General features: G+C 52.7%; 21 protein-coding genes and 3 tRNA genes. 16 read left to right on the top strand and 8 right to left on the bottom strand.

Going from position 1 to position 18,881, the window contains the following annotated elements; translation table 11 throughout:
* The first annotated feature begins 8 nt into the window (after positions 1-8).
* Positions 9-782 carry a hypothetical protein gene (locus DPRO_RS15065; RefSeq protein WP_097012798.1) on the top strand — a complete coding sequence of 258 codons (774 nt, stop codon included), beginning with the start codon at positions 9-11 and terminating at the stop codon, positions 780-782.
* On the opposite strand, the gene DPRO_RS15060 is transcribed toward DPRO_RS15065, so the two are convergent.
* On the bottom strand, positions 760-1,104 hold the full coding sequence (locus DPRO_RS15060) for a PadR family transcriptional regulator (protein ID WP_097012797.1): 345 nt from the start codon (positions 1,102-1,104) through the stop codon (positions 760-762). The genes DPRO_RS15065 and DPRO_RS15060 overlap by 23 nt on opposite strands.
* A 94-nt stretch (positions 1,105-1,198) precedes the next feature.
* On the opposite strand from DPRO_RS15060, the gene DPRO_RS15055 reads away from it, so the two are divergent.
* Positions 1,199-1,396 (top strand): hypothetical protein, encoded by a 198-nt coding sequence (locus DPRO_RS15055; RefSeq protein WP_097012796.1) that lies wholly within the window; start codon positions 1,199-1,201, stop codon positions 1,394-1,396.
* Positions 1,397-1,508: 112 nt separating this feature from the next.
* On the opposite strand, the gene DPRO_RS15050 is transcribed toward DPRO_RS15055, so the two are convergent.
* A complete protein-coding gene (locus tag DPRO_RS15050; RefSeq protein WP_097012795.1) occupies positions 1,509-2,360 on the bottom strand; it encodes an amino acid kinase family protein in 852 nt (283 codons plus the stop codon).
* A 102-nt stretch (positions 2,361-2,462) separates the two neighbouring features.
* Positions 2,463-3,656, bottom strand: a complete 1,194-nt coding sequence (locus DPRO_RS15045) for a putative sulfate/molybdate transporter (protein ID WP_097012794.1) — start codon at positions 3,654-3,656, stop codon at positions 2,463-2,465.
* A 184-nt stretch (positions 3,657-3,840) separates the two neighbouring features.
* Between DPRO_RS15045 and argB the strand changes: the two genes are divergently transcribed.
* The 3 genes from argB (at position 3,841) to DPRO_RS15030 (ending at position 6,556) form a co-directional block, all read left to right on the top strand.
* Positions 3,841-4,737 (top strand): acetylglutamate kinase, encoded by an 897-nt coding sequence (argB, locus tag DPRO_RS15040; protein WP_407681413.1) that lies wholly within the window; start codon positions 3,841-3,843, stop codon positions 4,735-4,737.
* A 76-nt stretch (positions 4,738-4,813) separates the two neighbouring features.
* On the top strand, positions 4,814-5,215 hold the full coding sequence (locus DPRO_RS15035; RefSeq protein ID WP_097012792.1) for a bacteriohemerythrin: 402 nt from the start codon (positions 4,814-4,816) through the stop codon (positions 5,213-5,215).
* 90 nt (positions 5,216-5,305) lie between these two features.
* Positions 5,306-6,556: a molybdopterin molybdotransferase MoeA gene (locus tag DPRO_RS15030; protein WP_097012791.1), complete on the top strand. Its 1,251-nt coding sequence runs from the start codon at positions 5,306-5,308 to the stop codon at positions 6,554-6,556.
* A 33-nt stretch (positions 6,557-6,589) separates the two neighbouring features.
* On the opposite strand, the gene DPRO_RS15025 is transcribed toward DPRO_RS15030, so the two are convergent.
* Positions 6,590-7,537, bottom strand: a complete 948-nt coding sequence (locus DPRO_RS15025) for an NADase-type glycan-binding domain-containing protein (RefSeq protein ID WP_097012790.1) — start codon at positions 7,535-7,537, stop codon at positions 6,590-6,592.
* A gap of 142 nt (positions 7,538-7,679) precedes the next feature.
* On the opposite strand from DPRO_RS15025, the gene DPRO_RS15020 reads away from it, so the two are divergent.
* On the top strand, positions 7,680-8,087 hold the full coding sequence (locus DPRO_RS15020; protein ID WP_097012789.1) for a bacteriohemerythrin: 408 nt from the start codon (positions 7,680-7,682) through the stop codon (positions 8,085-8,087).
* A gap of 115 nt (positions 8,088-8,202) precedes the next feature.
* On the opposite strand, the gene DPRO_RS15015 is transcribed toward DPRO_RS15020, so the two are convergent.
* The 3 genes from DPRO_RS15015 to DPRO_RS15005 all read right to left on the bottom strand — a co-directional run bounded on the left by DPRO_RS15015 (position 8,203) and on the right by DPRO_RS15005 (position 11,925).
* Positions 8,203-9,434 (bottom strand): IS3 family transposase gene (locus DPRO_RS15015; RefSeq protein WP_097010824.1). Its coding sequence is split into 2 segments (ribosomal slippage): positions 8,203-9,080 and positions 9,080-9,434, totalling 1,233 coding nucleotides; the frame shifts between segments, so codons are not numbered across the junction.
* A 118-nt stretch (positions 9,435-9,552) separates the two neighbouring features.
* Positions 9,553-10,983 carry an adenosylhomocysteinase gene (gene ahcY / locus DPRO_RS15010; RefSeq protein ID WP_097012788.1) on the bottom strand — a complete coding sequence of 477 codons (1,431 nt, stop codon included), beginning with the start codon at positions 10,981-10,983 and terminating at the stop codon, positions 9,553-9,555.
* Between the two features lie 30 nt (positions 10,984-11,013).
* Positions 11,014-11,925: an ArsR/SmtB family transcription factor gene (locus DPRO_RS15005; RefSeq protein WP_097012787.1), complete on the bottom strand. Its 912-nt coding sequence runs from the start codon at positions 11,923-11,925 to the stop codon at positions 11,014-11,016.
* A 187-nt stretch (positions 11,926-12,112) separates the two neighbouring features.
* Between DPRO_RS15005 and DPRO_RS20095 the strand changes: the two genes are divergently transcribed.
* From DPRO_RS20095 to DPRO_RS14960, 10 genes are all read left to right on the top strand, one after another.
* Positions 12,113-12,283 carry a hypothetical protein gene (locus DPRO_RS20095; RefSeq protein WP_157917505.1) on the top strand — a complete coding sequence of 57 codons (171 nt, stop codon included), beginning with the start codon at positions 12,113-12,115 and terminating at the stop codon, positions 12,281-12,283.
* Between the two features lie 127 nt (positions 12,284-12,410).
* A complete protein-coding gene (locus DPRO_RS15000) occupies positions 12,411-13,301 on the top strand; it encodes a universal stress protein (protein WP_097012786.1) in 891 nt (296 codons plus the stop codon).
* 64 nt (positions 13,302-13,365) lie between these two features.
* On the top strand, positions 13,366-13,782 hold the full coding sequence (locus tag DPRO_RS14995) for a PEGA domain-containing protein (RefSeq protein ID WP_097012785.1): 417 nt from the start codon (positions 13,366-13,368) through the stop codon (positions 13,780-13,782).
* A gap of 8 nt (positions 13,783-13,790) precedes the next feature.
* Positions 13,791-14,276, top strand: coding sequence for a DUF721 domain-containing protein (locus tag DPRO_RS14990; RefSeq protein ID WP_097012784.1), 486 nt, complete (start codon positions 13,791-13,793; stop codon positions 14,274-14,276).
* 32 nt (positions 14,277-14,308) lie between these two features.
* Positions 14,309-14,656, top strand: a complete 348-nt coding sequence (locus DPRO_RS14985; protein ID WP_097012783.1) for a hypothetical protein — start codon at positions 14,309-14,311, stop codon at positions 14,654-14,656.
* 60 nt (positions 14,657-14,716) lie between these two features.
* Positions 14,717-14,791: transfer RNA gene (locus tag DPRO_RS14980), tRNA-Gln, on the top strand.
* 12 nt (positions 14,792-14,803) lie between these two features.
* Positions 14,804-14,881: transfer RNA gene (locus tag DPRO_RS14975), tRNA-Glu, on the top strand.
* 131 nt (positions 14,882-15,012) lie between these two features.
* Positions 15,013-15,090: transfer RNA gene (locus DPRO_RS14970), tRNA-Glu, on the top strand.
* 225 nt (positions 15,091-15,315) lie between these two features.
* Positions 15,316-16,137, top strand: coding sequence for an alpha/beta fold hydrolase (locus DPRO_RS14965; protein WP_157917504.1), 822 nt, complete (start codon positions 15,316-15,318; stop codon positions 16,135-16,137).
* Positions 16,138-16,368: 231 nt separating this feature from the next.
* Complete coding sequence (locus DPRO_RS14960; RefSeq protein ID WP_097012781.1) at positions 16,369-18,438, top strand: autotransporter domain-containing protein; 2,070 nt, start codon at positions 16,369-16,371, stop codon at positions 18,436-18,438.
* Positions 18,439-18,577: 139 nt separating this feature from the next.
* Here the strand turns inward: DPRO_RS14960 and DPRO_RS14955 are convergent, their stop codons facing one another.
* On the bottom strand, positions 18,578-18,880 hold the full coding sequence (locus tag DPRO_RS14955) for a putative quinol monooxygenase (RefSeq protein WP_097012780.1): 303 nt from the start codon (positions 18,878-18,880) through the stop codon (positions 18,578-18,580).
* Position 18,881: the final 1 nt, after the last annotated feature.

The following is an 18,881-nucleotide window of genomic DNA, read 5'->3' as shown; positions in this document are numbered from 1 at the left end:
AGATTCGCGTGCGCACATATATCGGATTTGACGACACCGACGACAAAGACGCTCCCATGGGCACAGGCAGACTGGTACGGGAGTTCATGTACGGCCTGCCGCAAACATGCACCCCCATCGGTGTGGTGCGTCATCAGTTGCCGCGTTTCTCGGATATCCCGTTCACATCCAACAATAGTTCGGCATGTGCCATTGTTGAGATTGCCGACGACTCCACTCTTGCATGGCTGAAAGATCATGCACGGGAACACATCCTTGCTCACTGTGCTCTAGGCAGCGATCCGGGCCTCTGCGTTGCAGAAGAATCACAAATCACCAGTGGCATGATTGAATACGGCCAGGCCGTGACCGGCATGACCAAGACACAGCAGGACGCCATCACAGCGACCAGTTCCATTTTTCTTGAAGGATTGGGCGGCACCAATGACGGAATCATCGGTGCTGCAGCGGCTGTGGGGCTGACCAAGTATGGATGGTGCGGCCGGTTCATCGAGTTCAAACGCCTTCGGAGCCTTGGCCGTGATCTGCGCGTTGCCGACCTGGAAGAAACCGGCATCCGTGTCGTTTCCGTTGACAGAGACCCGCTGGTTCCGCTTCCGTCCGACCGCATCGTCAAAGGTGACTGGATCAGACCGTCCTTATGGGGTGGGCAGCCAGTACTGCAGGTCAAGATGCTCGAACAATCCGTATGGGAACCGGCTCATACCAAGCGCAAAAAAGACAAGAAGCTGCAGCCCGGCATGAAGGTCGACGCCACAACTACGCGCCCTTATACTTCCTGATAAAATCGTCCAGCACATCGCGTTGCCGCTCCATGTGGAGCACCCAGGCTTCCAGTACTTCCGCGCCCTCTGGAGTGATGGCATAGACGCGCTTGGCCGGTCCATCGCCTTCAGAATCCCACTTCGATTCCACCAGCCCCTCTTCATCCATTTGACGGAGGTGCCTGTAGATCATCCCGGGAGGGGCATCGCCCCGCAAAAAACCGTATTCACCAATGGTCTGAATGAGCTGGTATCCATAGGAAGGACCGGCAGTTAGCGCCATCAAAAGCGATGGCTGTATGTATCGTTGCGGCTTACCGCCGCCCACTTTTTTGGACATTATAACTAGTTCCTTGTTGACTATATGTTCTTTGAGGATATATGTTTTTATCAGATCAAACAAGGCCCATGCGCACCCCTACAAGGAGGAAGACATGAAAATATTTGTCAGAGAAAGAACCCGTGCTTCTGAAGGCCAGAAGCTGCCTCGTTTCCGCGTTGTCGGCGTTTATGGCGGCGACCTCAAGCTGTACGCCAAGCGTATTCGCAAGTGCGAACTCGATCAGATCGCTTCCGAACTGGGAGCCGAAGTGGTGTATCTCGAGCGAGACAAGGAAGGAAAGCACAAGTAACCGTGCACGAAAAAAGGCCGGAGCATCGATGTTCCGGCCTTTTTATTTGTATCGTCAATTCAAAATGGGAAGAGGTTTACGCAGCCTGTTCCTCCATGCCCCACAGTTCCCGCTAATCCTTGTATACAATGGTACCCACATGTTCACCGGCCAATGCCGCGTGGATATGCTCGGGGTGACGCAGCACATCAATGATCTGGAATGACTTGAGGGTCTTGGCGTTCTTCAGGAAGGTCAAAACCGGACGCTCGACAATGAGATCTTCCAGGTCCATTTCAATCAATTCATCAACGTGAATCTTGTCGTAGAACTTGAGCGCATCCCTGTTCTTGGCCTTCTTGGGGTCATTCTCGTACATGCCCTTTTCATCTTTGAGGTAGATGAGGGATTTGGCACCGATATTCTCTGCCAGGAGACAGGCGCCTGAATCCGTACGGTGCGGAGGAATAGACCCGAGCTCAGCCGGATGCTCGAAGAATCCGTACGGGGGAATACCGGTGGTGATGGGCAGGTAGCCTTGCTGGCAGTACATATGAAGCTGTTCAAGATGCGCACCGTGACCGATCATGGCACCGCCATGCTTGGCGAGCAGCACGGAGAGCATTTCCGCATTCTGAGCCGAAACCTTGTCGCCCAGCTTGGACAGCACACCTGTCGGCATACCCAGATCAATGCCGATGTTATAGACATGACGGGCACGGGTTCCACCGCCGCACATCAGAAGGATTTTGTGTTCTTCCTTGGCTTTGACCAGTTCATCAAGGATCGGGAACAATGCCTTGGCGCCTCGGTCCATGATGGACTGCCCGCCGATTTTCAGAATATTGACATCCGGCTGCATCCGAAAATACTCACCGGCTTCGGTCCGTTTCAGCAGGCTCTTGCCCACCAGTGACTCGCCAAGCAGCGGCGTATCAATATGCAGACGTCCTTTATCATCGTCTTCCTTGATCAACTTACCCATGTGTCTCTCCTTCATATGTATAATTTGGATCGGGGTGAACGCCAATTGTACCTGTGCACCCGAAAAAAACAAGATCAGCCGACAGTTTTGCCTTTGGCACTCCTAGATGGACAATCGTCCCATTCGAAACGCGTAATGAAGACAGATTCCAACCCCGAAGGCCCAGGCAAGATTGGAAGCCAGTGCAATACCGAGCATGACCACGATGATGAACAGGTCCGTTCGGTTATCCACATCCATGATCGTCAATGCCAATTGTGAACCGGAAAAAAAGAGGAGCACGCCGAGAACGCCCATGGGCAACAGATGCAGCACGTTGACGGAACCCGCTCCCAGCAGGACAGCCAGCAGGATGAATGCGCCACCAATGATCATGTTCGAGCCGCTGGTTCTGGCGCCAAACCGGTAATGCGCCGCCAGCCCGCCTGCGCCGTGGCACAGGGGCATGCCGCCTGTCAAAAAAGACGCGATATTCCCAAGCCCCATGGACATGCATAACGCCCTGTCGGTCACCCGACGACTTTCATCACCGAAATATTCAAAGCTGAGATCGCGATTGGCGATTACGGCATTCCCCATGGTCATGGGCACTTGTGGCAACACCAGCACCAAGAGCGCATAGGAGAAATCGGTCCACGTCGGTAAGCCGAACGGCAGAATCTCCGGCAGGTGGAATCCGAGAGTGACCTGCTTCAACTCATTCCCGGCCCCCAGAAGTGCGCCGACCACGCCGCCCAGCACCACGACAACCAGTCCGGCAGGATACCGTTTATTGTTGAGCAAAAGAAAGGTCACGAGGGCAAAGGCGACGCCAATGAGCAGACTCATGGGAACAGGGCCAATGCTTTGCGAGGAAAGAAATGGCTCCACGCTCCCCTGCAGTTTCTGGAAATCCCCATTACCGATGACCATCTGAACACCTTTGGAGAGCAGTAGCACGCCGGTGGTCATCTGGACACCGCGGACAACAGCCCGCGGAACGATTCGGGCCACGAAATCCGTCAGTCCGGTGCTGCCCAGCAAAAGCAGGAACGCAGCCATAAGCATGCCGGAAGCAGTAATGACTTCAGCAGAAAGGGACAGCGCGACAGCATAAGCCGCCACCACTTTCATTGGCTGGACCGCTATGGGGACGCGATAATACAGGCCGCCAAAGATGTAGAGCAGCCCGATGGACAGGAACAATCCGCCCGGAGCCAGGCCATTGATCATGATCAGGGCGAACGCCAGCGGCAGCAGCGTACCGAGATCGCCGACTGATCCGGCCCATTCCATTCTGTTGAATCGCATCTGCATCGACAGGCTCCGAACAAGAGGTTGAAAAGGCAAACTGCGGGGAATGTTACCGATTCGGAACACGTAAGACAACACCCAATATTGACACCGCCCATGCTTTTGCAGATTATGCCACATCGATAACGCGCCAAGCGCCACCAGGAGTGCGACCAAAATGAAGAAAGAGTCCATCAGCCAACGAGATATGAAACGGTACCAACTGCAGGCCAAATCCATCATGGAAACCCTGCCGTTCATCACTGAATTCTATGGAGAAACCATCGTCATCAAATACGGCGGCAACGCCATGATCGACGAGGAACTAAAGCGTGCCTTTGCACTCAATGTCGTTCTCCTCAAATACATTGGACTCAACCCGGTCATCATCCATGGCGGCGGCCCCCAGATCGGGCAGATGCTCAAGGCGCTCAACATCGAATCCCATTTTCGTCAGGGGTACCGCGTGACCGACGAAGCCACCATGGATGTGGTGGAGATGGTTCTGGTCGGCAAGGTAAACAAGGAAATCGTCAACCTGATCAACCTCAATGGTGGTAATGCCGTAGGGCTTTCGGGCAAAGACGGCATGTTGATCAAGGCCGAACCCAAGGAATTGACCATTGAGAAGAAAAACGCACCGCCTGAGATCATCGACCTCGGCAAGGTGGGGGAAGTACGCTCCGTCAATACCGGCCTGATCCGCTCCCTTGCAGCCGAAGGGGTCATTCCCGTCATTGCGCCGGTGGGCGTGGACGATCAGGGAGTTACGTACAACATCAATGCAGACTCTGTCGCCGGTGCAGTGGCGCAGGCACTGGGCGCCAAGCGTCTTTACCTGCTCACCGACGTGGCCGGCCTGCTGGATGCCGACGACGAACTGATCACGCATCTGCACCACAAGGAAGCCTTTGAATGCATAGATAACGGCGTGATCACCGGCGGCATGATTCCCAAGATCAAATGCTGCATCGAAGCCGTAGCTGAAGGGGAAGTGGAAAAAGCCGCCATCATCGACGGACGGGTCGAGAACTGCATCCTACTCGAATTATTTACCAAATCAGGCATTGGCACCGAGGTTGTACAAGCGGACAAAAGCGAGTAAGTCTCACTCCCACGAGTGATATCGATTGACGGGCCACAGCCCGAGTGAAGTAAACCTCATAAGCTGGTGTAAAAATATGCCTCCAATGAAATGGACCGACGACGTTTGTATCGGTTTGACAATAATAGACGAGCAGCACAAAACCCTTTTCGCCATCGCCGCAGAACTGGTCGAAGCCATTGAGCAGGATAAGGGCGAAGAGGCATTGCAGCATACCTTTGACAGGCTCAAGGCGTATACGCATTACCACTTCAAAGAGGAAGAAGCGTATATGAGTGAGGTCAATTATCCTCAACTCAAAGAACACGCAGCTCAACATGCCGTACTGCTGGTCCGCGTCAACATGTTGTGGCAAATGCTTCGCAAAGGCGAAAAAGTATCCCCGGAAGGAGCTTCCACGTTTCTCCAGGAGTGGATATCGACGCACATCATGCAGGACGATGCGAAAATCGGGCGGTTCGTGCAGCAGAACGCCTGATTTCGGTGTCAAACCCGCCCCAATACACCCTCTCTTGCCCGGTTTGAGCGCCTAAAGTAGCGTAACTCCGCATACCAAAAGGATACCGCCATGAACCACGGATTTTTCACCATCATCAGCCGGGCTGAATTCGAAGCGCTGCTCAAGGGCTTCGGGCCTCTGGATACCAAGCGCATCCCTCTGTCCCAGGCATCCGGTCGGGTGCTTGCCGAAGATATCGTCGCCGCCCACGACTGGCCGCTCATGAACCGCTCCTGTATGGACGGTTACGCGATCAATGCCCGCGACATCTTCGGAGCCACGGAAACCAACCCCGGTTACCTCGAATGCACGGCTTCCCTTTCCATTGAAAAGGCGCCAGACATTTCACTGTTTCCCGGTGAATGCGCCCGTATAGCCACCGGGGGGATTCTCCCGGAAGGCGCAGATGCCGTGGTCATGATCGAGCACACCCAGTCGATGAATGATGAAGAGATGGGCACGGTTGAATTTCGCAAAAGTGCTGCCCCGGGCGAGAACGTCATGATGCGGGGAGAAGACGCCCAGACTGACAAGACGGCCCTTGCAGCCGGGACCGTGATCAGGCCCCAGGAAGTAGGCTTATCCGCCGCTCTCGGGTTTGAGGAACTAACCATCTACGACCAGCCACGCGTAGGTATTCTTTCCACCGGCGATGAACTGATTGAGCTTTCCGAAACACCCCGGCCCGGACAGGTTCGTGACGTCAACTCACTGACCATTTCAGCCCTTGCAGAGTTGGCCGGAGCCGTTCCCACCCGCTACGGGATCATCAAGGACGACCTTGATTCGCTGAAGGCTGCGCTGGCAAAAGCACTGGCCGAAAACGATGTCGTGCTTCTTTCCGGCGGCAGTTCCATTGGCGTGCGCGACCTCACGGTGCAAACCATCGAATCCATGGATGACGCCGAGCTGCTCGCCCATGGCGTGGCATTGAGTCCGGGAAAACCGACCATACTCGGTCGCGTCGGGACCAAGCCCGTTCTGGGGTTACCGGGTCAGGTGACCTCGGCACTGGTGGTAATGCATGTGCTCATTCTGCCGCTCCTTCGCCACATTCAGGGAGATGCCGGAGCCTTCGACGAGGTGCGCCGTCCCATGCGACAGGCTGTTCTTGCACGCAACATTCACTCCAAGCCAGGCCGTGAAGATTACATTCGGATTCGTTTGGAAGAAAGGGACAACGACCTGCCCCTGGCTCATCCGGTTCTGGGAAAGTCAGGATTGTTGCGAACCATGATTCAGGCGAACGGCCTTGCGCCGATTCCGGCGGATTCCGAGGGATTATACGAAGGCCAGACTATCGGCGTGTGGATGGTGTAAAAGGGCCTCCGACCTGTTGGGTTTGCAATCGCCCTAATAAAAGGACTCTTCCCCTTCCAGTTCCAGGATGCGCCATCCTTCCGACTCCTTGGAAAGGACGAAAATCGAATCTTCTTCAAGATAGGCATGTTTGCCTGGCAGATTCACCTTGTATGCGCCAAACACCCTGACACGGGCATAAATTCCCTGTAGATCGACCAGTTCAAACCCCAGACCATCAGTTTCGACTTCGGCGCTGCGAAGGATTTTGTATGTCCCCCGCTGCATCTGAACGGACTTGAAGACTTCCTGCCGGAAATCGTTCTTGTCACGAACATCCTCTGCAAAGAGTTCTGCGAAGTCGTCAGCCATCGTGGTCTGCCGCACATAAAAGGAGCGCAGCAGCTCAATCATCTCATCAGGAACCCTGGCGGAAGGAGATTGCGGGGCTGGCGTGGGTATATTGACCGTTGCCGGGTGCTCGGAGGGGTTCATCTCAGCCGGATCTGCCATCAACGCCACATAGAGTTTGATTTCGGCCACGGCCAGCTTCTTCTTGGCCGCCCACTCGCCCTCGGGAAACACCCCGTCCACAACAATTCGGATTGATTTGGCGGGACGACCATCACATTCAATTATCTGCTCCCCTTTCTCGTCGTGCAACCAGAACCGCGAGGACGTTCCATCAGGATAGACCAGGCGCCCTGAACGGATACGCCGGAACTCCTCGAACTTTCCTTCCCCATGGTGTCCGTTGAAGATACCCAGTTTGTCCAGACGTACGGGATAATCGAATTGCAATTCAATCCACTGCCCTTCGCCTGCCCCCAGTCCGCCACCTGCCCATGCAGTGTTTAAGTCACCATCCAAAAGATGCTCCGGTGCATATGGCAGGAAAACATCCATTTTCATGCTGGACACCTTAACAGTCACATCCAGTGCCAACGCGGGGATAGATGAAAGAAGGATCAGGAGGACGATTGCAGGGACAGTCAAACGCATGGGAATGAGGTACCACAAGATTTCACGGGACGCTTCTATAAAATACGACTTGTAACTCCCAGGAAAACTGATAAAAGATATCCTTGCTGATCAGCAGATTATTTTTGTATACGATACGTAACGAATCTCAAGGGAGCACAACATGCCGATTCTGAGTTGGCAAGATTCATATTCCGTAGGTGTGGCGTGTATTGATGCAGAGCATAAGCAACTCATATCAATGATCAACCGCGCATTCGACGATTCCAAAAAGGAAACCGACCTCGTCATCCTCGAGCGTCTGGCTGCTGATATGCGCATGTACGCCATGGTCCACTTCGCCACCGAAGAGGAACTGATGAAAGAACACGACTTTCCTCATTCGGAAAACCACATCAAGAATCACAAAATGTTCCTGAACAAGGCACTTGAAGCCGAGCAGGCTGTGGAGAAAGGTGAGGACACCAATCCGATTGAATTTGTCAATTTCCTTGCCGACTGGCTCAGCGGACACATCCTCGAAGTCGACAAAGCCCTGGGCACTCACCTCAATGCAAAAGGGGTATTCTAACCCCTGAGATGCTCTGCTTTCATCCGAAAGCGCCTTCAACAGTCTCATTCCGACGACATGAATATTTACTGAATGAGCCGTCCTGAAATAGGTTGACGGTTTTTGAAGGTTTCAATCAGGCTGTGGGGCTAGCCCCACAGCCTGATTCGTGTACATCGTTTGGCGTTCTCATTCCTAGGCTGAGATGTGGCCGTTGTGAATTGTATATCTCAACGGATTCCCTCACCAGGGTATTGAGCTCTGCAAAGTCGTTGCATTTGGTGACCATGAACTCTTGCTTCAGAATTCCATTCATCCGTTCCGCCAAGGCATTTTGATAGCAGTCATAGCCATCTGTCATGGAAGGAACCATGCCGGATTCCTGGAGTTTTCTCTGGTAGACCGAAGAAGCGTATTGGAGTCCTCGATCTGAATGGTGAATTGTATTCACCCTCCTTCGCTTGTTTTCAACTGCCGCGTCCAGCGCTTTGGTTGTGCTTTCCGCACTGAGATCCCGGCTCACGTTGTATCCCATTATCTTCCGGCTGAATGCATCTGTCACCAGCGACAGATAGCATGTTTGCTCACGTGTATTCACGTAGGTAATGTCGCTTACGAACACCTGCTCAGGACATCTCGGTTGAACATCTTTCAACAAGTTGGGATGCTTTTTTAGCCAATGCTTCGAGTTGGTTGTCTTTGTATAGTTTTTCCGTCGCTTGATGAGCATATGCTCTCGCCGCAGCAGGGAAAACAACCCATCACGTCCGAGCCTGATTCCCTTTGCGGAAAATGCGTCCTTCAACAGGTGGTACAGCTTTCGAGTCCCAAGGCGGGGCATCCTGGTCCGCACGTTCAGGACCATGGCCTTTGCCTCCTGATACATGGCTTCCCGTGCATCATGGCGCTTTTCAGCCTGATACACGGACTGCCGACTGACCCCGAGCTGCCTGCAACAAGCAGACAAGCTTATTTGTCTTTCTCTCTGAAGACTTCGTGCAGCTCGGGGGTAAGCTTTTTTCTTATAGAAGTCCCAAACTCGCGGTCGGAAATCTCAATCATTTTATTGAGAAGCGCGGTCTTGATCTTTTCTTCCTCAAGCTCTTTCTCCAGCCGTTTGATCTTCTGGACCGGTGTTTCTCTGGCTTTTGGGTCTTTTCGGGAATGTACCATGGACTTGCTCCAATCAAGGGTGCCGTGCTTCCTGAGCCACTTCAGCACAGTGCTTCGCCCTTGAATACCATAAAGAGCCTGAGCCTGCTTGTACGTCATCTCGCCCTTTTCCACCTGTGCCACAACCGACAATTTAAAGGCCATCGTGTAATCGCGTTGGGTGCGTCTAACTCGCTGTTTGGATTTGTCTTCCATAAATAGGTCCTCTGGGTGTCAACCTATTTCAGGACGGGACAGAACACAAAAAAAGGGGAGCCAAACGGCTCCCCTTTTTATTGTAGATACTGTCGGGACGGCATGCGTCCGGCAGAGCTTAGTAGCGGTAGTGATCCGGCTTGTACGGACCTTCGACATCCACACCAATGTAGTCTGCCTGCTCTTTGCTGAGCTTTTCCAGCTTGACGCCAAGGCGGTCGAGGTGCAGTCGTGCGACTTCTTCGTCCAGCTTCTTGGGCAGGATCATAACCTTGGGCTCGTAGTCGTTCTTGGCCAGATCGATCTGGGCCAGAGCCTGGTTGGTGAAGGAGTTGGACATGACGAAGGAGGGGTGACCGGTTGCGCAACCGAGGTTCACCAGACGACCTTCGGCCAGAACAATCAGGGACTTGCCGGAAGGCAGGGTCCACTTGTCCACCTGCGGCTTGACTTCAAGACGCGTGCACTCGGGGTTGTTCTCAAGGTGGCCCATTTCGATTTCAGAATCAAAGTGACCGATGTTGCAGAGAATGGCTTCGTCTTTCATGGCATCCATGTGTGCGCCGGTGACAACGTGGTAGTTACCGGTGCAGGTGACGAAGATATCACCGCGAGGAGCAGCTTCATCCATGGTGGTGACTTCAAAGCCTTCCATCGCAGCCTGAAGGGCGCAAATGGGATCAACTTCGGTGACGATCACGCGAGCGCCGAAGCCGCGCATGGACTGGGCGCAGCCCTTACCAACATCACCGTAACCAACGATGACAACAACCTTACCGGCAACCATGACATCAGTGGCACGCTTGATGCCGTCTGCCAGGGATTCGCGGCAACCGTAGAGGTTGTCGAACTTGGACTTGGTAACGGAGTCGTTGACGTTGATGGCGGGGAACAGCAGTTCACCGGCGCGCTGCATCTCGTAGAGGCGATGCACACCAGTGGTGGTTTCCTCGGATACACCGCGAATCTTCTTGGAGATTTCGGTCCACTTGGTAGGAGCGACCTTCACGGATTCAGCCAGGCGATCCATTACAATCTGGAACTCGTGCACATCGTACTTCTTGTCGGCGATGGAAGGATCAGCTTCCACTTTAACACCCTGGTGGATGAGCATGGTTGCGTCGCCACCGTCATCAACGATGAGGTCGGGACCGGAGCCGTCAGGCCAGGTCAGAGCCTGTTCGGTGCACCACCAGTATTCTTCCAGGGTCTCGCCTTTCCAGGCAAAAACCTTGGCCATACCGGACTCTGCAATAGCAGCAGCGGCGTGATCCTGAGTGGAGAAGATGTTACAAGACGCCCAACGGATGTCCGCACCCAGCTCGTAAAGGCATTTGATGAGCATGGCAGTCTGGATGGTCATGTGCAGGGAGCCCATGACTTTCAGACCCTTGAGGGGCTTTTCGGGGCCGTACTTTTCAATGATGGACATGAGGCCCGGCATTTCACGCTCGGACAGCTGCATTTCATTCAAGCCCCAGGTGGCCAGGGACATGTCTGCGACTTTGTTTTCGCACTTCGGGTCGACAGGCATAACGTTTTTGGACATTGTATTCCTCCGATATTACAGGGTTAATATCTATAACTTTTCGGCCTCGTACATAACAACGACGAGACCCTTGTTGACTTTGAATTCCTTGGTCGCCAATACCGCAAATCCGGTCTGGCCCAACCAGTTGTGCATTTTTTCCTGCGGGATACCAAGACGACGATCACCATACTCACTTCGCATGATTTCATTGTCGTGCTGGTCAAATTCCGCGACGAGCAATCGTCCGCCGGTCCGCAGCACACGGCCCGCCTCGCGAATGGCATCGATAGGGCGAGCCAGGTGGTGCAATACCAGCGACATCACCGTACAATCTGCCTCCAGATCACGCAGCGGCAGGTGGGTTGTCTCACCGATGCGCAACGACATGTTCGCATCTTCGGAGAACCGTTCCTCGGCAAGTTCAAGCATCTTGGGCGAATTATCCACACCGATGACCATATTGGATGAACGAGCGAGAATCTCCAGCATATCCCCCGGTCCGCAACCGATGTCGGCAGCGCACTCGCACTGCGGCAACCGCTTGCGAATCTCTTCGCCAAGGTCCAGATCACCCAGAACCTCTGCGGTCATGCGATCCCATTCAGGCGCTATATCATCAAAGAACTGACGAGTGGCTGCTGTCCGCTCCCGAATAACCTTGTCGGCCCGGTTGCGGTCCCGCTTCAACTCTTCTTCATCTTCAAGAAGCTTGGTGATGCCATCAAGAAAATCCCGACCGGGACCGTCGTCACTGACACGGTAGAAGGCCCACAAGCCTTCCCTCCGAAAATTCACCAGACCGGAATCGGCCAGAATTTTCAGGTGCCGGGAGATGCGCGACTGCCCCATTTCCATAACCTGCACGATCTCACCAACATTCAGCTCATATTCCAGCAGAACGTTGACCAATCGCGCTCGGGTCTCGTCGGCAAGTGCCTTACAATATTTAATTATTTCCATTGTTTTTAACCTATATCAGGATATCTTGATATAAGGAACATTCGAGTGATATCCGAAAGATGGGCTCTACGTCAACCCGTGGCATGCGATTCATTCAATTTATAACCTCCTGCCGCCATTCGCGCATTGACAGGAGAGCGCGCCATTATGCTAATCAGAACCTATAATGAGATGACAACCATCTGGCTTGCATACTGTATATGCCCTTGATATCGAAGATATTCTCAAGCCACGGAGTGAAGAGCAGATCGATCACAACCAGAAAGACGCCCGTCACCTGTCCACCTCCGCGCCCCAAACGAGCCAGCCTGAAAAACGGTTCGAGCCGCTTTTACCAGCAACAGTCGCTCGCCTCTGAAAGATTGTTCCGACAAATTATCCAATAATACTTGCCCGAAGCACTGATTATTGCGATAGTGCAAGTGAAAAATCACCATACTGAATGGCGGCATCAAGACGAATCGGATCGTCGACAAGGAGAGTATATGTTCAAGAAAATTCTACTGGCAGTTACCCCTCTGGTGAAGATGCAGACCGCCCCCAAAGCGGCTTTTGATTTTGCACGCAAAAACAATGCTGAACTGATTCTTTTCCACTCGCTTCCCGTCGGCAAGGATGCCTGGTGTGATTTCGGGGACATCATTTCCGAAGATCAACTCAGGGAAAACACCGCCAAAAAAATTCAGGCCTACTACGCGGATGAATTGGCAACGATCCCCAAGTATTCCATCCATGTGACCACCGGCCTCGCCCATGAACAGATGCTCCGAATCATCCACAGTGAGGGGGTTGATCTCATCATAATGGGCCACCACACTTCCGCAATGGTCCGGCCCGATCGCATGTGGGGTTCGGTGGACACAACCATCAGGCGGGTTTGTGCCAACGTGTTCTGCCCCGTACTTGTCGTCACCAATGAAATGCCCAATGGCGCCAATTTAAAGAAAATCGTCCTTGCAACCGACTTCTCCACCCCATCGGATTCAGCCATGTGCTACGCCGCGCAGGTCGCCAGAACGTTCGGCGCGCATCTGGAGGTTTTTCATGTACTGGATGTGGGGCAAACCCACCCTGATCCCAAATATTACATGCAGGACATGGAGAACTTCGTGACAAAGGCCATCGACAAGATGGACACGCGATACAAGAAAGCACTCAGCGACATAAGCCACAGCTACAGTTGCTGGGAAGGCATTCCCTACACTGAAATTCTCAAAAAAGCCCGTTGGAGCGACGCAGACCTGATCATCATGGCCCAGTATTCTTCCAGCGAAGAAGTAGCCAAACCCATGATCGGCTCCACATCCATCCAGGTTGCCCTCTCACCAGGCTGTCCCGCGCTTATCGTCAACTACCGGGCGCGAAACTGCATGTAGGAACACGTAACTTACTTTCAGCCCCTGCAAAAACAGGGGCTGACCTTTAACCGATGGAACCACCATGTCACATCGAGCGTTTCTTGTTTTACTCCTGATTTCGACCCTGACCATACTGACGGCTTGCGGTCCGCCCAAACAAACGATACCGATATCGACCAACCCCATGGGGGCGACGGTTTATGGGGATGGCAAACAGATGTGCACCACCCCGTGCAGTGTTTCATTTACAAGAGACACTGACCACCTGTTGACCATCCACAAAGAAGGATTTGAACAGGTGGACATGATCATAAGTCGGCGATTCAAGCCGGATGAAGCCATTCGCGACGGGATAATTTCCGGCATCCTCAAGGGGAGTGACCCGGAAGCCGTCGGGTCCGAAGTGGCACGGGAAGTTGACGAACAGGAGCGCTCCGGCGAAGCATACGAACTGACACCATCCATCGTTCGAATCACGCTGAAACCGGAATCCCAATAGGAGCCAAGGTGGCAAGATATTATCGACACTACAGCCGCAAGGGACGAAAAGGCCGTACCATAAGCCTGACAGATGCCCTGCCCTCATATTTTGATAAAAAGGATACGAGCGGGGGGATGCTGCTTGTCCAGTTGTGGAATGCCTGGGATGACCTGATGGGAGAGATGGCCCATGTTGCCCGTCCGCTGGGACACAGGGGGCGCAAACTCATTCTCGCCGCGGAAGACCCGATGGTCATGCAGGAGGCGCAGTTTTTGGCTCCGATGATACTCGAAAAAATAAATGGCTATTTGGAGCAAGATTTCTTTGACAAAGTAGTATTCGAACTGCTAAACGGCAGATCTCCTTTGGACGGGTATACCCGGCCGGAAGCTGAAAAGCCTCCGAGGAAACTTAAAAAGCCTAACGAATTAGGCGCGTTAAATGAGAAGCTGGACCCGAACTCCCCACTAGGGAAGTGCTACAGGGCCTACCAGCGGATGTTTGAGGAGTAATTTCCTCAAAGCTGAATTTTAAGGAGTACACCATGAGTGAAGTAAAAGAAATTTCCTTTGACGAGCTTGGACTGACCAAGCCGCTGGAAAAAATGACAGCTAAAGAACTGCGCGCCCTGTGCGTGGACAAGCTCCCCATGATTACCGGTGCTTCCGGTAAAGACAAGAACGAGCTCGTTTCCGCAATCAAGGAAGTCTTCGGCATTGAAGATGAAGAGCAGGTTTCTCCCTACAAGCAGCAGATCTTCGAGATCAAAAGACAGATCAAGGCTCTGCGTGTTGAGAAGAAATCCATCGAAAGCCGTGTTGAGCGTTGCCGCATCCGCCGCAAAATCAACAAACTGAAGAAGCGTACACGTCAGCTCGCCAAAGCTGTCTAAAAAAATAGCAAAAAGAAGTTGACATTAGGGCCAAGCTCTCTTAAATCATCTTCTCGCTGCTGGGCTGTCGTTCAATTGGCAGGACGACGGGTTCTGGCTCCGTTAATCAAGGTTCGAGTCCTTGCAGCCCAGCCAAATAAATATTGCGTCCCCATCGTCTAGCCTGGTCCAGGACGTCGGCCTTTCACGCCGGTAACAGGGGTTCAAATCCCCTTGGGGACGCCACTTAAAATGCCAGAAAGCAACTGCAAGGCTAACAGTTGCAGATTAGTCGAAAGACTAGCTCTTTTACATACGACGCACTTGAGAGGAGGAACGACCACCCCTCCATCAAAATCTCGAAGAGTCATCCATGCGTCCCCATCGTCTAGCCTGGTCCAGGACGTCGGCCTTTCACGCCGGTAACAGGGGTTCAAATCCCCTTGGGGACGCCATGAGAAATCAAAGGCTTACGTTTTCATAAACGTAAGCCTTTTTTCGTTTTACCGACGTATCTCCACTCTCCTATACAATCCCCACTCAACAAGCAGCGAGAGCTTGTACCAGCAGGACTTCCACGCCACATCACTGCAACGCCATTGCATCCAAACAGGAATCGCCCCAGCCATTCTCCTCATAGCAGCTTGACGGAACTGACCGGGAGTGTTGAATATCACACCATGAAGAACAACTTGGTTGCATTGATTATATGGGGGATACTCCTGTTTGCCGTGACAGCACTCTCTGGTTGCCGCGGCTACAATGCCATCACTGCCATGGATGCACATGCCAAGTGGACCCGGCTGAACGCATCTGCCCCGCTTCCTGCGGTTGGATGGGCGCGAGGTCAGTCCGATATCATTCACATTTACATTGAAGGAGATGGAGTAGCTTACTCAACTCCAACCTCCCCTTCACCTGATCCGACTCCCATAACACCCACTGCGCTGCTTTTAGCACAACAGGATACGACTCCCGCTGTGGCCTATCTGGGCCGCCCATGCCAGTATGTTGAAGGTTCAGCCTGCACAAATGAATACTGGACCACAGGACGCTTCTCCCTGCCGGTGCTCAACACGATGAATTCTTTGACCGATGCGGCCAAGAAAGCAGCGAATGCACGCAACGTTGTGCTCATCGGATTTTCGGGAGGTGGTGCTGTAGCAGCACTACTGGCATCACAGCGAACGGATGTCGTCGGTCTGATCACGGTGTGCGGCAACCTCGATCATGAAAAGTGGACAAGAATGCATAATCTGACCCCACTGCATGATTCGCTCAACCCGGCAGATTACACCCAAAAGCTATCCTCGATACCTCAGGTCCATTTTCTGGGTGGAAATGACACAATCATCCCTCAACAGGTAGTCGACTCGTATGTGGAACGCCTTTCCCCAAAGACAATAGTACAGGTGCGCACACTCCCGGAATTGACTCACAGTGGAAAGGGGTGGGTTGCGGCATGGCCCACTCTATTAAAAGCAGCCACCTCGACCTTCTAAGCACTTCTCTTTTCGCCCTCCAGCTCCTCATAAAGCTATACTTTTCTTGAAAACTATCGAAAAACCGACAAGTTAGACTACTTTTTACCAATAATGCTTGTCACGATTTTCTCAATGGAATATAGACCACTCGTTTAGCTAATAGTCAGAGGTATAGACTTTCATAATGCCTGCATTGAGAGAGTTTCCTCGCCAAACACGATCCCCTTCAACGAGAGGTTTATCATACCCATGTCGTCTGGTTTACAACTTTCCGCACCCAACTCCCTGTACTCATTAATTTCATTCCTGATCATTCTCCAGCTTGCCTTCATAGTCACACCGGGGAAAGCCCTTGCCTCCTCCTTGAGCATAGAAGAAATACGAGATTTTTCTATCACGGGTATCTCTCAAAATGGAAACATTGTAGTTGGATCTAAGAATATCGACGGGAAATATAGAGCAGCACAATGGTCTAACGGAAAAGTAACGATCCTCACGAGTGAACCGAACAGCGTTGCCGCGGGTGTATCAGCCAATGGCGCTGTGGCTATCGGTGTAATCGATTATAATACGACTTACTCTCGTGCAGTACGATGGGTCAACGGCAAGATGTCATATCTTGAAGGACCGGAAGGCTTTACTATGTCTAGCGCCAATTCCGTGTCATCAAATGGATCCGTGGTCGTTGGAACCTATCGTAACCAAGCAGGGTTCACTCAGGCATTTCGTTGGACACAGAGTCAAGGCATGGTCGGGCTCGGAGCTTTGGATTCTAGTTATCCGCTTTCTCGCGGCGTAGCAGTATCCGCAGATGGTTCAACTGTCGTTGGTGGCGGCAATTCCAATAATGGTTTACAGGCTTTTCGCTGGAAAAATGATACAATGATAGGGCTGGGTTTTTTACACCAGGACTTGACAGGTAAGGGGGAATCATTTGCCAAGGACGTTTCTGCAAATGGTTCTGTAGTGATCGGCTTTAGTAAAAATGAACGTGGCCAATCAGAAGCTTTTCGTTGGGTCAACGGGACCATGTCTCCACTCGGTTTTCTTGAGGACGGGATTAAATCGACGGCACAAGGTGTCTCTGATGATGGTGGTTTAGTCGTTGGATATAGTAGTGACTCCAACCATAATTCCAAAGCATTCCGTTGGACAGAAAGTCAGGGCATGGTTTCCATTGAACAATTGTTAAAAGATGGAGGTGTTGATTTAACGGGCATTAATATTAGATATGCATTGGGTACTAATGCAGATGGCTCAATCATTCATTGCTCCCAAGGCACTGGCGATGGTTTACTAATCAACATCCCTTACGCGGGGATCATCACCCCTGAGGCTTTGTATCAGTCGCTTGATGTCATGGGGCAGGTCAGCCCCATGGTCAGCAACATGGGGCAATTGTCCATGAATCGGCTTGCCAATGCAGCCAGTGGACATGCTTCACGCTCGCGGGTCAACCCTCTGGCAGAAAATTCCCGAGGCATGTCCAGTGGTGACACAATGCCCGGACGTCTCGACCTCTGGATGGTTGGTTCTTTTGGGACCAACATCGAGCTGGATAGCGACGACATCAATCTGCATGGCGGTCTTGGGCTAAGCTGGGAAACCGACAATTGGCGATTCGGCGGTGGGTTGTTTGCCGATTCCCGCGACCTTGAAACTGGCTATAATGGAAGTCAGGATATTTCCGCACTCGGTCCCGGCGCTTTCGTGACCTATAGCCCCGAAGGGACCCGTTTCGAATTTCGCGTATCCTCACTCTGGCAATCTGTTGATTTGGACCTTACGCGCGGCTACATGAATGGCGCAGGCTACGCCACCTCCTCGGGGTCCACCGAGGCCGAAGTATTCAGTCTTTCCGGGCAAGTGCAGTGGACCGGCAATATATCCGAGACTCTCTCCCTTACCCCCTTTATCGAGTACACCTGGCAAACCACGCGTGTCGACGCTTACACTGAGTCCGGTGGCCCGTTCCCAGCCAAATTTGATAGCCGTGAGGAATACTCCAACCTGATTCGCACGGGTCTGCGTGCGGATGTCGCCTTGATCGACAAGCTCGACACATGGGTATGGGGTGCCTGGAACCATCGCCTTGAAGACTCCTCCACCGGCATGAGCGGCAGCGCCACGGGAATCGGCGCCTTTGCCTACCCCGGCGCGCCCATCGATCAGGACTGGGCTGATGTCGGCGTCGGTGCGGCCTGGAGCATCACGGACCGTTTGTCCGCCTCGACCAGCCTGGGATTTGCGGTCGGGTGTGATGATAATTCTGTTTCTGATACAACCCTTTCCGCTGGTCTCAGCTACCAACTCTGGTAGTCAGCACTATATCAATGCAAAGGCCGGGTTTTCCTTCTGAAAACCCGGCCTTTTTTATGCACTTACCCTACCTTGCAGGTGGAGCAAACAACTTCAAGCTCACTAGGTATCGCCCTCGGGTGTGACACCATGCAACCTTTTATGAGCTCGAAACATCGATCTCTTCCCAGGTATTCACCTCGGCTGGTCCGGCAACCAGATCTTTGGTCGCCTCGGCCATGGCCGCCATATGCGGCGTCTTGCCATGGGCTGCCAGATGAGCCGGGCTCTGCCATATTTCATAAAAGAGGAAGACATTGCCATAGTCTGATCGGTGCAGATCATACCTGATACATCCCTCTTCCTTCCGAACCTCTTCCACCAACTTCACCAGTATGGCTTCCAACTCCTGCTCGGCACCATCCTTGGCGATAACTGTCGCTGTCACATATGTTTTTCCCATG

The organism is Pseudodesulfovibrio profundus (genome assembly GCF_900217235.1).
Classification (GTDB): domain Bacteria; phylum Desulfobacterota; class Desulfovibrionia; order Desulfovibrionales; family Desulfovibrionaceae; genus Pseudodesulfovibrio; species Pseudodesulfovibrio profundus.
Note: the sequence above shows the minus strand (reverse complement) of the source record. Positions and strands in the feature narration are given on the sequence as shown.

Coding starts and splice junctions, on each gene's coding strand:
- DPRO_RS15060 (WP_097012797.1), bottom strand. CDS start 1,104: ATGTCCAAAAAAGTGGGCGGCGGTAAGCCGCAACGATACATACAGCCA.
- DPRO_RS15055 (WP_097012796.1), top strand. CDS start 1,199: ATGAAAATATTTGTCAGAGAAAGAACCCGTGCTTCTGAAGGCCAGAAG.
- DPRO_RS15050 (WP_097012795.1), bottom strand. CDS start 2,360: ATGGGTAAGTTGATCAAGGAAGACGATGATAAAGGACGTCTGCATATT.
- DPRO_RS15045 (WP_097012794.1), bottom strand. CDS start 3,656: ATGCAGATGCGATTCAACAGAATGGAATGGGCCGGATCAGTCGGCGAT.
- argB (WP_407681413.1), top strand. CDS start 3,841: ATGAAACGGTACCAACTGCAGGCCAAATCCATCATGGAAACCCTGCCG.
- DPRO_RS15035 (WP_097012792.1), top strand. CDS start 4,814: ATGCCTCCAATGAAATGGACCGACGACGTTTGTATCGGTTTGACAATA.
- DPRO_RS15030 (WP_097012791.1), top strand. CDS start 5,306: ATGAACCACGGATTTTTCACCATCATCAGCCGGGCTGAATTCGAAGCG.
- DPRO_RS15025 (WP_097012790.1), bottom strand. CDS start 7,537: ATGCGTTTGACTGTCCCTGCAATCGTCCTCCTGATCCTTCTTTCATCT.
- DPRO_RS15020 (WP_097012789.1), top strand. CDS start 7,680: ATGCCGATTCTGAGTTGGCAAGATTCATATTCCGTAGGTGTGGCGTGT.
- ahcY (WP_097012788.1), bottom strand. CDS start 10,983: ATGTCCAAAAACGTTATGCCTGTCGACCCGAAGTGCGAAAACAAAGTC.
- DPRO_RS15005 (WP_097012787.1), bottom strand. CDS start 11,925: ATGGAAATAATTAAATATTGTAAGGCACTTGCCGACGAGACCCGAGCG.
- DPRO_RS15000 (WP_097012786.1), top strand. CDS start 12,411: ATGTTCAAGAAAATTCTACTGGCAGTTACCCCTCTGGTGAAGATGCAG.
- DPRO_RS14995 (WP_097012785.1), top strand. CDS start 13,366: ATGTCACATCGAGCGTTTCTTGTTTTACTCCTGATTTCGACCCTGACC.
- DPRO_RS14985 (WP_097012783.1), top strand. CDS start 14,309: ATGAGTGAAGTAAAAGAAATTTCCTTTGACGAGCTTGGACTGACCAAG.
- DPRO_RS14965 (WP_157917504.1), top strand. CDS start 15,316: ATGAAGAACAACTTGGTTGCATTGATTATATGGGGGATACTCCTGTTT.
- DPRO_RS14960 (WP_097012781.1), top strand. CDS start 16,369: ATGTCGTCTGGTTTACAACTTTCCGCACCCAACTCCCTGTACTCATTA.
- DPRO_RS14955 (WP_097012780.1), bottom strand. CDS start 18,880: ATGGGAAAAACATATGTGACAGCGACAGTTATCGCCAAGGATGGTGCC.